Raw genomic sequence first — 13,180 nt, 5'->3', positions numbered from 1 at the left:
CGATAGGTTTTAATGTTTGGGTGCCGTTGGTGCAGGCAACGGATGATCAGTGTTTTCTTCCCTGGTGATAGGTGTCTGCTTTATTTTTTCCTGGATGGTTTGAAAAATCATAAACAGGGTAGGGGTGATGAAGATACCGAATACCGTGCCTACCAACATGCCGCCTACAGCGCCGGTGCCGATAGACCGGTTACCATTGGCACCGGCGCCGGAAGCCAGCATTAACGGTACCAATCCGAGGATAAAGGCGAAAGAAGTCATCAGGATAGGCCGCAACCTTGCCCGCGCTCCGCTGATGGCCGATTCGGCGATGCTCATGCCTGTGCGTCTGCGCTCTGCCGCATATTCTACGATCAGGATCGCATTTTTTGCCAGTAACCCGATCAGCATGATCAGCGTAATCTGTACATAAATGTTGTTGCTGATACCAAATAACAGTGCAAAAAGGAAGGCGCCAAAAATACCGATGGGGATGGCCAGTAGCACAGCCAGGGGCAGCACATAACTTTCGTATTGGGCACTCAGCAACAAGTATACGAAGATGAGGCAAAGCAGGAAGATGTAGATACGTTGTCCGCCACCTGTGAGCTCTTCGCGGGTGATACCGGAAAACTCGTAGCCAAACCCGGCAGGCAATGTAGCGGCTGCCGTTTGCGCAATCGCTTCAATGGCTTGGCCCGAACTATAGGAGGCATTGGGTGTACCATTAACGCTGATGGAGTTGAACAGGTTAAAACGGGTGATGGCCTGCGGGCCATACACCTGCGATAAGGTTACAAATTCGGTGATCGGTACCATCACGCCGTCGCCTGTACGTACAAAAACAGAGTTGAGGCTTTCTTCCGTCATCCTGAATTCAGGGGATGCCTGCACCATTACCCGGTACTGTTGCCCGAACTGATTGAAGTTGGAAGCATAGATACCACCAAAATACCCTTGCATGGCATTAGTGATATCTGTTACCTGCAGGCCGGCATCTTTCACTTTCGGTACATTTACATCCATTTGGTATTGAGGGAAGTTGGGGTTGAAAGAAGTGGTAGCAAACTGTATTTCCGGGCGTTGCCCCAGTTCTCCAAGGAAATCTTTGCTAATCTTATAGAATCGGGCAATTTCACCGCCCGTTTTATCTTGTAGTTGGAAGGCAAACCCATTAGAGGCGCCGAAGCCCTGGATGGTAGCGGGGGCAAAGAACTTGATCTCTGCTTCCGTCATATCTGCTGTTTTTTTATTCAGCTCTTTGATGATCTGTTGGATGTTCCTTTTCCGCTGGTTCCAGGGGATTAAGCGCATGACCACCATGGCGTAGTTGCTGCCCGTTCCGGATAATTGTCCGCGGCCGGTTACGGCCAGTACGTTGTTAATTTCCGGGATGGTAGTGGCCAGTTTCTCTATTTTCCTTGTTACAATGTCTGTGCGTTGTAGGGAAGCGTCTGGCGGCAGGCTGATATTACAGTTGATAGTACCAAGGTCTTCTTCCGGCACAAAGGCGGTAGGCGTTATTTCTGAGATCAGGAACAGGCCGCCGGAAAATAGCACCAGTATTACTAATGGTATCCACTTGTGTTTACTGAAATAGGTGAGTGTAACAGTATAACGTTGGGTGAGCCTTTCAAAAGCCACATTGAAGGCCGTATAAAAGCGCTGGAGGAAGTTCGTTTTCGTATGGCTGTTTCCGTGTGGCCTCAGAAAAATGGCGCACAGCGCAGGGCTGAGCGTTAGTGCATTGATGGCAGATAATACGATGGAGATGGCGAGCGTAAGCCCAAACTGTTTGTAGAAAATGCCTGAAGATCCGCCGATGAAGCTCACGGGAATGAATACTGCAGACATTACCAGGGTTATGGAAATAATGGCGCCGGAAATTTCATCCAACGCATCAATACTGGCTTTGCGCGCCGACGTATAGCCGGTGTCTAGCCGTGCATGCACGGCTTCTACAATTACAATGGCGTCGTCTACTACGATCCCGATGGCCAGGATCAGGGCAAACAGGGTAAGGAGGTTGATCGTAAACCCAAAGAGGTCAAGGAAAAAGAAAGTACCTACAATGGCTACGGGAACGGATATAGCGGGTATGAGGGTAGACCGGAAATCCTGTAGGAAAATAAATACTACCACAAATACCAATATGAATGCTTCAAATAAGGTATGTAATACTTTTTCGATTGATGCCGTGAGGAAGTCGTCCACATTTTGCAGCACTACGTATTTGATGCCGGGAGGAAAGGTTTTGGAAGCTGCTTCCATTACTTTTAAGGTTTCGTGGATGACATCGCGGGCATTGGATCCTGCCACCTGGGCTACGCTTACAGAAACGGCAGGATAGCCATTGGTGCGGGTGCTATTGAAGTAGCTAAGGGCGCCCAGCTCAATACGGGCTACATCTTTTAGTCGCAACAGACGGCTGCGCAGGTTAGAGCGCAATACGATGTTGCCAAACTGGCTGGTATCGGTAAGGGTGCCAGGATACCTGATCACATATTGAAATGCCTGGCCGCCGCTTTCACCGAACTGCCCGGGGGCTGCTTGTATGTTTTGTTCTGCCAGTGCTGCGGTAATGTCTGCCGGCACCAGCCCGTAAGACGCCATGGCCTGTGTATTCAGCCAGATACGCATGGAATAGTCCATGCTGCCGGACGCAGAGGCGTCTCCTACACCCTGTATACGTTTAATCACCGGCGTGATATTGATATCTACGTAGTTTTGCAGGAATGTTTGATCAAAACCTGGATTGGTGCTGTATACAGAAAAGATGAGGAGGTTACTGGTTTGTTTTTTCTGCACAGTAACGCCAGAACGGGTTACTTCCTGTGGCAACAACGGCGTGGCACGGGATACGGCATTCTGCACGTTTACTGCTGCCATGTTAGGATCACTTCCTATCTTAAAGCTCACGGTAATATTGGCAGAGCCGTCATTGCCGGCAGTAGAGGTAATATAATCCATATTTTCTACCCCATTGATCTGTTGCTCTAATGGAACAATGACGCTTTTTAGTACTACATCGGCGTTGGCGCCGCTATAGGTGGCCTGCACCTGTATAGTTGGCGGGGCAATATCGGGGTATTGGGAAATAGGCAGGGAGGTAAGGCCTAATATACCCAGGGTAACGATAATGATAGATACTACTGTTGATAATACCGGCCGCTCTATAAATCTTTTTAACATGATAATGTTTTAATGGATCAGGTGGTTATAAACTGTTGTACACGCTGTCTGCATTTACCATACGGGGATTGATGAGCTGATCTTCTTTTAGGTTGCTGATTCCGTCTACTATTATTTTATCACCTGTTTTAATCCCTTGTTGCACAACGAACGATTGTCCTGCTGCGCTGGCATTGGAGCCTATGTCTACGGATTTTACTTTATTGTTGGCGTCTACTACGTACACAAAGAGTTTACCCTGTATTTGATAGGTGGCTTTCTGAGGTACCAGCAGAGCGTTGTCCAGTGTGCGGGGAATCCGCACCAGGGCGCTGCTGCCGCTGCGTACCAGTCCGTCTGGATTATCGAAGGTAGCCCTCATATTAAGGGCGCCTGTTTGAGGATTAATGAGGCCACTGGCGGTTTCTACCCGGCCCTTTTTAGGCAATATTACGCCATTGGCCAGTACCAGGGTAACTGGTGGTAAGGTGGTTAGCTTTTCCTGCATAGTGGCACCCTTGGAAGATAGGAAGAAATCCAGCCCTTGTTTTTCGTTGATAGAAAAATAGGCGTAAATCTGTGAGATATTGGAAACAGTGGTGAGCGGATTGGCGGTGGTACTGCCTATCAGACTGCCTATTTTATAAGGAAGTACACCCACCACTCCGTTAGCAGGACTGTATATAGTAGTATAGCTTAAGTTGGTTTGGGCGTTGATGAGCGCTGCCTGGGCCTGAGCAAGGGCCGCTTGTTTGGACTGCAAAGTATATACGGCGGCTTCGAGTTCATAGGCGCTCACGATGTCTTTGTCTACCAGCGGCTTTACTTTATTTACCTGCATTTGTGCCGCATTTACATCGGCAACGGCTATCTTGATATTGGCTTTGGCAGTGTTCACATTCTGTTCATACTGTGGGGCATTGATGCGGAACAATAATTGCCCCTTCTTTACTGTTGCGCCCTCGTCGGTATAAATGGCTTCTACGTAACCATCAATCTTAGGCCTGATCTCAATATTCTGTAAGCCCTGTATAGTTGCAGGATAATCGGAATAGATAACAGCATGTTGTGTTTTTATAACAATAACAGGGTAAGGTTTGATGGTTTGTTGTTGTTTGCTGTCCTTCTTATTTTTACAGGCGGCCAGCACAAAAATAAGGATTAGCGCGATGGTATATCTACTCATAGCATTTACGGTTCTTTTTATTTTGTTAGCGATCCAGGAAGCCCCGTGGAAGTTACCGGATAAACAGACATGGGTCAGGCTATATGAAAAACTATCAATTCGATGTTATTGTTCAAATACGGTTGATAATTATTCTTTAACTGGTTTCCCGCTTCTTAGACTAACGGAAACGGGGGAAGTTTACAGAACATATCCCCCGAAAGTGTTAAATAGCGTTAACCCCGCTGGCGGTGAAAAAAAACAAGTGAAAACGCTAAGATTTTTCAAGTACCTTGCTTTATTCAATCAAATCAACTATTAGAAATATGAGAACAGGGATCTTTTTGGCAGGTTTATTACTGCCAGCTATGAGCTTTGCGCAGCAGGCGTTTACAATAAAAGGGAATATTCAGCATCTGGAACCAGGCGCTAAAGTGTACCTGGACCGCAGGGAAAATGGAGAAGCTTTCCTGGATTCTGCTGTAGTCAAAAATGGCTCGTTTGAACTTAAAGGTACAGTAAAGTCGCCGCTGATGGTAATGCTGATGGTAGACCATAAAGGTACCGGTTTTATGATACAGGGGCCAGACGTAGACCGTTGCTTGTTTTACCTGGAAAAAGGAACTCTCACGTTCACAGGAAAAGATAATATCAGCGATGCTGTGATTACAGGCGGTCCTATTAATAAGGAACATGATAGGTTTAAGCAATATATCTCTGCTTATGATTCTCTCATGGTGGGTATTAATAACGATTTTGGTGCTGCTACAGAGGAACAACGGAACGATACAGCTTTTATAGGTAAATTGAATGTACGTTTCCATGCCGCAGTAGATAAAAGAAAAGCCTTGGAAAAGCAGTTTATCCAGGAAAATCCCAATTCTTTTTTCAGCATTGTAGCCCTGAAGGAACTGGCAGTGATGAACGATATGAACTTGGCCGAAGTTGGTCCTCTGTTCAGCGGTTTGTCTGATGCTTTAAAGAAAAGCCCTGCCGGAGTGGAGTTTAACCAAACGATGGAAGTAGAAAGAGCGCTGGGTATAGGTGCTACAGCGCCAGACTTTACCCAAAACGATATTCACGACCAGCCGGTAAAGCTGTCTGATTTCCGTGGTAAATACGTGTTGCTGGACTTCTGGGCTTCCTGGTGTGCTCCTTGCCGCGCCGAAAACCCTAACGTAGTTGCTGCCTACAAGAAGTTTAAAGATAAAAACTTTATTGTATTGAGCGTATCCCTGGACCAGGCAGGCAAGAAAGCGGCTTGGCTGGGCGCTATCGAAAAAGACGGTCTGCAGGATTTTGTACATGTATCTGATCTTAAATATTGGGATAATGCAGTGGCTCGTAAATATGGCGTGCGGGGTGTGCCTACCAACTACCTGATTGCACCAGATGGTAAGATCGTGGCAAAGAATCTCCGTGGTGATCAGCTCGATCAGCAACTGACTACATTGATGGGGAATAAGTAATAACACCATGAAACCCTTTATAAACGGCCGTCTTCCTCTTGCAGGAAAACGGCTTGTTGTTTTTAGCGCGTTCCTGTTGGGTTGCTTACGCTCAATGAATAAATCTTCAAGCTGGCCAATAATATGAAACTCGATGAAAAGCCTATAACTTCTATACGCTTATCAAAGTTTTTTTCTTCATAGATGGAAGCATTTCTCTCTATTGTCCCGATATATGATTCAAACTTCACTTTCCCCCTCTTTGTATACACGAAGACGGGGAAAGTGGAGAAAAATTATCCTTTTTGTGGCTCGTCGTAGTTGATCATCCACTGTATGCCGAATTTATCTTCAAACATACCAAACAGCGCACCCCAGGGAGCTTTGCCCAATGGCATGCTGATGTTGCCGCCTGCTGAAAGGCCGTCAAATATACGATGGGTTTCCTCTTCACTATCGCCGTTGATAGCCACCGAAAAGTTATTGCCATTTGTGCCAGGTCCCATTTGTGCCGACCGGTCGCTACCCATCAGTACTGTTGGCCCAATGGGTAATGCCACATACATGATTCGGTTTTTTTCTTCCTCGCTTACAGGGCGTGGCATATCCGTAAAGCGGGAGATGCTCAGAAATTCCGTTCCGAAAACGGATTTGTAAAAATTAAAGGCCTCTTCACAGGTGCCGTTAAAAGTTAAATAAGGATTTACTGCTGCCATTATATTTCAGTTTTTAGGTGTAGTATTTTTGCGCCGGCCAGGATAAAGTGCTGGTGGCTATATGTAACAATCATTATTATTCCCACTTGAACGACCTCACGGAAAGCATGGCCACAATAATTGCCCATATTACGAGTCCTCCCAACTGTACCGGTATCTGCCAGATATGCAAGCCTTCAAAAGCAATTTTGCGAAGCCCATCCACAAAGAAGGTGAGGGGCAGCAGGTCGCAGAAAATGCGGAGCCAAACCGGATAATTATCTACCGGAAAAAACAACCCACACAACAATATCTGAGGAACGGTAAGGGTATTGGCTACGGGGGCTATGGAGCTTTCATTGCGGATCAGGCCACTGATGATGAAACCAATCCCCATGAAAATGATTAATCCGAAAACGGATAGCAGCAGCATTTCTATAAACGTGAGCAAGCCATTTACCAGTGTGAAGTGGAAGGCATAATAGCCTAGCGCGGTAATCACAATAAAGCAGATAATCTGAAACAGCAAGCGGCTGAACATTTCTCCAAGTAATAAGAAAGAAGGCTTGATCGGTGTTACGTATATGCGTTTCAGTACCAGTGTATGCCGGAGGTCAAATAATAGAAAGGCTGAGCCAAATACGCCCGCCATTAACAGGGAAAAGCCCAGTTGTCCTGGCAGGATGAAATCTATTTTCCGGTATATTCTGCCTGGTACAGTGATGGCATGAATGCTGGCAGGCACTGGCTGGCCAGGTAGTATTTTGCGGTTTAACTGGCTGGCGGCCTCCTGGAGTGCAGCCTGTATAAGCGGTATTTTGTCTGCTACGGCACTACTGCCCAACAGGTCGGTGGTATAATGAGGTATGCCATTTACCAGCTCCTGTGGGTGCAGGTATAAGATACCCGCTATCCGGCCTTTTTTCAGGTCGGCAATCATGGCCGCAGAATCTTTACCATGAGAAAGGTTAAATATGCTGATCGATTTAATGGCGGTATACATGGGGCTGCTGCTGTCGCTGCGGGGCGACAATACGATCTTTACCTTAACGGCGTCGTTGTCTACCATGGCGCCAAACACTGTTACAAAGATGATGGGAAACAGGAGCGCAAACACCACCGAAGTAGGGCTGCGCAGGGTAGCGATAAGACTGGCCCTTGATAATACCAGTGCGGCTTTAAACTGACTATACTTTTTTGACATATGCTGCTTTGATCACTGAACAATTACCAGGTAAAAGGAATAATAGCTTTTCTGTTAACCGGATATTCGGGAAATTGTTGCCGGTACCACTTGTGATTTGCTAATGCCCTAGGTACCAGATTGGCGCAGGTCCAGATAAAGAAAGCCAGCCCAGGCAGGCTCCAAGTAAGCAAGGCGTATCCTCCCCATTCTATTATTTCGCCGGTTAGGTTGGGAGAGGAAATGTACCTGAACAACCCCGTTTGAGGAATTTTATAACCGGTTTCACTATGCTTGCGCAACTGTATCAGCTGGTAGTCTGAGCGCCAGTTGATGTACATGCCGGCGGCAAATAAAAGCAAGCCACCCATGAAGGCCGGTGAATAGTACCAATTGCCGGGATACTGCGCAAATGAGGCAAACCAGATACCTAACAGGGAGCCATTTACGGTGTTGAACAACATGGCAGAGAGCATGATTACCAACGGCATTTTTTTTCCGCGCGTACGTATCATAAATGGATATATGAAGCTGCGGTGTACGTAGTGGAGCAGGAATAAAAAGATCATGATGCCGGCGGGCGAATACCAGTTGAAACGGCGGATGGGTATCCATATAAAAAAGGTTACCAGCACGGTGGCTTCCATCAGCAACCAGCCAATACGGTTAGGGATCATTGGTCCCCAGTGTTCGCTGCTATAGCGGCCATAGGGAGCTTGCCGCCGGAGCAGGTAGATACCGGTAATAATGCCTAATGCCGACCAGCAGCAGATAAAAATGAGGTAGTGATGGAATGGTAAATAGTCGATCATTGGATAGCCTGTTTGGTAATGGTTAGCGGATAACGCCGGTTGTTTTAAACCATTCAATGGTGTCTTCCAGCGTAGTGGTGAAAGAGCGGGGCCTGAACTGCAATGCTGCTTCCGCTTTTGAATGATCTATTTTTTTATTGCTGTAAATAAGATTGTATACCGATTGCCGTGTATAATAGGGCGGCCCGCTTGTAATGGCGGCGATCATCCGCACAAAGGGCAGCAGGCAGAACACCAGCCATAAAGGTAGCACCGGCAGCGAAATAGGGCGTCCTTTTAAGTGGCCAATGGTGGTTGCCAGGGTATGGAGGGAGGCCCATTGGCCACTTAATAGGTAAGCTTCCCCGGGAGTACCGTTGGTAAGGGCGCTCACGATAGCTGCTGCAACGTCCCGTACGTCTACAAAATCAACGCCGCCGGGAAATAAGGCTGGTATCTTCCTGTTATAGAAGTTGATGACTGCCTTGCCTAGCAGGGATGGTTGCCTGTCAAAAGGCCCTATTACTGCTGTAGGAGCTAGCACAATCACTGCCATATCGTTACTATTATATTCCAGGGCAATAGCCTGGGATACTGCTTTGGAGTAGTCGTAGCCGTACCATTGTGTTTGTATCGGACCTCTGTGTTCATCCAGCGGCTCGTTGTAAGGCGCCTGATTGTAAGCGGTAACGGAGCTGAGATGGATAAACCGCCGTACGCCTGCCTGAGCGGCGGCAGATGCCAGTAAACGGGTGCCGGTTGTATTTACCTGGAAAAGCGTTTCATCCGGCTGGTCTGCTATTGAAATCACAGCCGCCAAGTGTATTACTGCATTGGCGCCAGCTACCAGTTGCTGCAAGCTGCTTTCGTTGGTCAGCTCTCCGGGTACAAAAGTAACGCCTGCCGGCACAATAGCGGGCGGCGTTTTTCTGGTCAGTAGTCGTAAGTTATGTCCATCAGACAACAACAAAGGAAGCAGCACACTGCCTATATAACCCGATGCACCTGTAATGGCTATCGTCATCTCAAATATGAATTAACAGGTAAAAGATAACGTAATTTGGTAGCATTGGCTGTTGTTTTTTATATATTTGTTAGACATGGGACTGTACTGAGTGCCTATAGCCAAATACTTAAATGGAAATAAAAGTTTATAAGCCGCATCCTGCACTACAGGATTTAGTGAATTGTATCAGTATCTACGAGGTAGATTTTACCAAAGATGACGCACCTTCAAATATCTACAGGTTTGTGCCGGCCTATCAGCGTTACATTATTTTTTATCTGGAAGATCCGATCAAGGTGTTAAAGCCAGGTAATGAAAACTTCATCATTAAACCAGTTTGCGTTACCATTGGCCCGCAGGAGCAGGCGGTTACCCTCGATTTGGGAAGCCGGCATCTGGCTGTTTGTATTGCCTTTCAGCCGAGTGGTATGCATCGCCTGTTGAGAATTCCGATGTTGGAAATATATGAGCAGGACTTTGATACCCGGCTGATATTAGGGAATGAGATAGAAGAAATCACCGAGCGCCTGAAGGGAGCTGATGACTGGGATCATATGGTTAGTATTGTGGAATTTTATCTCCTGAAAAAAATATCTACGCTGAAGCCTTTGTTGCCAGTAGATAAGGCCATGGCTGCTTTGGTAAGTACTTCGGGCAATATTACAATGGAAGAAATGGCTTCACTCGCTTGTTTAAGCCTCCGCCAATTTGAAAGGAAATGCACCGAACGCCTGGGGATGCCGCCTAAGCAATATGCCCGCCTGATCCGGTTTTGTAAGGCATATCAGTTAAAAGAACAGTTTCCCCAGAAAACCTGGACCGAAATCGCTTATCAGAGTGGATATTATGACCAGATGCACTTTATCCGCGACTTTAAAAAATTTGCCGGGATTACGCCTTCATTTCTACACGAAGAAGAGCTAAAGAATACCATCCGTTTACATAAAGTTATGGAATAAATAAAAATATGTCGTTTTTGTACTATGAGCAAGCTGCTAATCACGATAACTTTGCGCTTGTAATCAGTACTTAATTTTTCATTTATATACCTGATAAAGACCGCCATTCTAAATCGGGTAAATTGGTTCATTCAGGAGGGTAACCCCAAATTATCCTATTATTTATCAATAGCCACTGTAGAGGGTATCTCAAAAGTAATTTTGAGTGCCCTTTTTTCATTAAGCCGGCCTGATACCTGCAGGTATCAGGTTCCATAGGGGAAGTTGAACATCATATTTAACATTGCAGTAATAAATAAAATATATATTTACGCCGTGTAAGTACTGAGCGTTATCCCTTATGTTGGTTAATCTGTATGAAGAAGTAGTATCCCCGTGTCAGTGAAATGTTTCAGTTATAACGTTTAAGGATATATTGTTTGCCGAAGGCCATTATTATCAATGGTGCTGATAACCTTATGTGTGTGTTTGTATGTAGCATTATTTAACCCTATATAATAAATATCCCAACCGGTAATGAGCGTAGCTAAAATTTTAAAGAACGTTTTAATAGGTTGTTTGTTGTTTGCCCAGAGCGCTAAAGCGCAACAGGATTTTTTACGGCATTTCAATCAGGATTTAACCCCTTCCCCAATGGTGAGTGCATTGGGCACTTATGGGGGTATTGATGTAAAAAAGAACACCGGCGGCATTGGTAAGTCTATCAGTTTGTTGGATGTTAAACAAGGCAATCTGGTATATAGCCCTGCGATTAACTATTTTTCTACTGGTATCCGGGTAGATGATTGGGGGAGCAGGATAGGAACGGGCTGGATAGATAATATAACGGCAGTGATTACACGAACGGTAAAAGGTGCGGCAGATGAAAGGGCGCAAGGCAGGGTAGACGATGGCAGAAATGAATTCGGAGCACCTGATGATCCCGCCTATACCGCCACTGCGAGGGATAAAATTATCAGGATGTCTGCCCACAACACTTCATTAGATGGGCAGTATGATGAATTTTCGTATAATCTTTTTGGCCTTATAGGCAATTTTATTATCAAAAACAATAAGGCAGTATTACTTTCCCCACAAGATAATATCAAAATAGAGATCGTTACTACTTCCCCTACTTATCAATTTATCCTTACCAGGCCTAATGGAGAAAAATATTTCTTTAACGCCTATATTGAAACCACAAAATTCAATAGTGAAAACGCCTGTGATATTGATAACCAGAACAACCTGGGTTATATTGCAACGGCCTGGTTTGTGGATAAAATAGTATCCTCTACTGGTAGCACGCTGAATTTCTCTTATAACAATGCGGAGTATTCCTATATATATGATTTCACAGAATACTATGTTTATTCTTCCAAATATCTGCAATATAGGAACTGTAGCGACGAGACTGATAATATTGGTTATAAAGTGGCTTGTACCAGGAAAAAAGATACCAGAACCTGGATATTAAGCAGTGTTACGGGTGATCATTTTAATATCAACTTCGGCTATAACAGCCGGAATGATATTTACAATGAACAATTGTTACAAAGTATTACGCTGAATAGTAATGGCAGTCTTTTAAAACAAGTGGTATTCAATTATGATGAAGTAGTTGCCCAAAGTAATATTGAACCCGTATTAAAGAGCACCCTCAGCAGCGATCCCTGGGAGCATAACGCACTTAAGACAAGATATTTCCTGAAAAACCTGCAGGTTGCAGATCAACAGGGAAAGGTGGAACAAAATTACCAGTTTGGTTATATCTACCCGGATTCGTTGCCGCATCATTTTTCTTTTTCCCAGGATATGTTGGGATGTTATAATGGACAGGCAAATGTAGGCATGGTGCCACCTGAAGCCAGGGATGGTATTACATTAAACACCATACCGGTTATTCCGCCTGGTAACCGTAATCCTTCCCCGGTAGGAAAAGCTGGTTTACTAAATAAAATCGTGTATCCTACAGGGGGGCAAGACACCATCCTCTTTGAACAAAACACATTCAGAACAATGGTGGCCCATGAGAACAGGAAGACCATCTCTGATTGGATGACCTGCGAAGAATGGCCTTCCTATTCCGGCGGTTTTTTTGATATAGGCGGTATGCCTTATAGGGCGCCAGTGGAATTGAAGCTGGAATGCTATTATGATACAGACGATCCCCAGCACTACCCAATAGAAAATTATCAGGCAAATGTTGAGTTGTGGAGCACTGATGGTAGAATGACTTTTCCTAACGGCCGGACGCAGATCCAGATGCGGTTGGGAGATACCTTCTATTCTACCAATAATCAAGGAGGTATAATCAATCAGCTGGTGTTTGAACCTGAAAAAGATTATTGGCTGCAGGTGGAGATTTATGGTAAGGGGACCACCGTGCGGGCCTCCCTGAATTATCTGGCCTCTATTACTAACGATATAGTAGATGCTGTTTATGTAGGACACCGTGTGAAGCAGGTGATCAGCCGTTCTACAACAGGACAGGATCTGGTGAGAAGTTATAACTATAATAGCTTTAACAAAAGTGGCAATACCCTTGAATTTACAGACGCTAGTTCATTGAGAGTAGCAGCAGCTGGGAGTTTCCGTATGGGTGGTATTACTGAGTGTATACTACTAACGCAACTGGGGGTTGTAAACGGAGAAACTTATCCGGTTTACAGGTTTTTGTCACAGCCCAATTATAGCCGGAATGTTTTTGCAGGGCTGCCTTATGCTTACAGTCACGTTACTGAATTTTTAGATAACAGCGAGTCCACTTTTGTGGCAAGTGAGTTTAATGTGGTTGGAAATGG

At 45.4% G+C, this 13,180-nt stretch carries 9 protein-coding genes; 3 read left to right on the top strand and 6 right to left on the bottom strand.

All coding sequences use genetic code 11. The features are described from left to right. Positions 1 to 9: 9 nt before the first annotated feature. Positions 10 to 3,171 carry an efflux RND transporter permease subunit gene (locus tag ACDQ55_RS15960; protein WP_420982449.1) on the bottom strand — a complete coding sequence of 1,054 codons (3,162 nt, stop codon included), beginning with the start codon at positions 3,169 to 3,171 and terminating at the stop codon, positions 10 to 12. 25 nt (positions 3,172 to 3,196) lie between these two features. After that, positions 3,197 to 4,336, bottom strand: coding sequence for an efflux RND transporter periplasmic adaptor subunit (locus ACDQ55_RS15955; RefSeq protein ID WP_420982447.1), 1,140 nt, complete (start codon positions 4,334 to 4,336; stop codon positions 3,197 to 3,199). A gap of 305 nt (positions 4,337 to 4,641) precedes the next feature. On the opposite strand from ACDQ55_RS15955, the gene ACDQ55_RS15950 reads away from it, so the two are divergent. Then, entirely contained in the window at positions 4,642 to 5,784 is a 1,143-nt protein-coding gene (locus ACDQ55_RS15950) for a redoxin domain-containing protein (RefSeq protein ID WP_420982445.1), read from the top strand. 275 nt (positions 5,785 to 6,059) lie between these two features. On the opposite strand, the gene ACDQ55_RS15945 is transcribed toward ACDQ55_RS15950, so the two are convergent. From ACDQ55_RS15945 to ACDQ55_RS15930, 4 genes are all read right to left on the bottom strand, one after another. Beyond that, complete coding sequence (locus ACDQ55_RS15945; protein WP_420982444.1) at positions 6,060 to 6,479, bottom strand: VOC family protein; 420 nt, start codon at positions 6,477 to 6,479, stop codon at positions 6,060 to 6,062. A gap of 76 nt (positions 6,480 to 6,555) precedes the next feature. Next, positions 6,556 to 7,662, bottom strand: coding sequence for an ABC transporter permease (locus ACDQ55_RS15940; protein WP_420982442.1), 1,107 nt, complete (start codon positions 7,660 to 7,662; stop codon positions 6,556 to 6,558). A gap of 23 nt (positions 7,663 to 7,685) precedes the next feature. Beyond that, positions 7,686 to 8,453, bottom strand: coding sequence for a DUF1295 domain-containing protein (locus tag ACDQ55_RS15935; protein WP_420982441.1), 768 nt, complete (start codon positions 8,451 to 8,453; stop codon positions 7,686 to 7,688). A gap of 22 nt (positions 8,454 to 8,475) precedes the next feature. Continuing rightward, complete coding sequence (locus ACDQ55_RS15930; RefSeq protein WP_420982440.1) at positions 8,476 to 9,456, bottom strand: NAD-dependent epimerase/dehydratase family protein; 981 nt, start codon at positions 9,454 to 9,456, stop codon at positions 8,476 to 8,478. Positions 9,457 to 9,569: 113 nt separating this feature from the next. Between ACDQ55_RS15930 and ACDQ55_RS15925 the strand changes: the two genes are divergently transcribed. Both ACDQ55_RS15925 and ACDQ55_RS15920 read left to right on the top strand, forming a co-directional pair. Beyond that, entirely contained in the window at positions 9,570 to 10,397 is an 828-nt protein-coding gene (locus tag ACDQ55_RS15925) for a helix-turn-helix domain-containing protein (RefSeq protein WP_420982438.1), read from the top strand. A 516-nt stretch (positions 10,398 to 10,913) separates the two neighbouring features. Further along, a partial coding sequence (locus ACDQ55_RS15920; protein WP_420982436.1) for a hypothetical protein occupies positions 10,914 to 13,180 on the top strand: 2,267 nt, incomplete at its 3' end.

The sequence above is a fragment of the Chitinophaga sp. 30R24 genome (genome assembly GCF_049056765.1).
Classification (GTDB): domain Bacteria; phylum Bacteroidota; class Bacteroidia; order Chitinophagales; family Chitinophagaceae; genus Chitinophaga.
The sequence above is the reverse complement of the archived record's forward strand: the minus strand, read 5'-3'. Positions and strand labels throughout refer to the sequence as shown.